Origin of the sequence: Domibacillus sp. PGB-M46 (assembly GCF_022668875.1) — a bacterium.
Lineage (GTDB): Bacteria > Bacillota > Bacilli > Bacillales > Domibacillaceae > Domibacillus.
Window position 1 is genome coordinate 1 of record NZ_JAKGCR010000095.1, and the last position, 273, is coordinate 273.

Annotated in this window: 1 pseudogene; it reads left to right on the forward strand. The window is 49.8% G+C overall.

Going from position 1 to position 273, the window contains the following annotated elements:
* Positions 1–273: pseudogene (locus L2D08_RS23765) on the forward strand (MFS transporter); the annotation flags it as partial.

Sequence of the window (273 nt, forward strand, 5' to 3'; positions counted from 1 at the left end):
TTTAGGCGGAACGTTCTCTGACTTCCTGCTTCGTAAAGGCTTCTCTTTAACGGTTGCCCGGAAAACACCGATTGTCGCCGGTATGTTATTGTCTATGACGCTCGTTGCCGCAAATTATGTGGATACACAATGGATTGTCATCTTTGTGATGGCGCTTGCCTTCTTTGGAAAAGGATTTGGCGCACTCGGCTGGGCAGTGGTCGCAGATACATCGCCAAAAGAAATGTCCGGTGTGAGCGGCGGCCTTTTCAACACATTTGGCAACATTGCCGG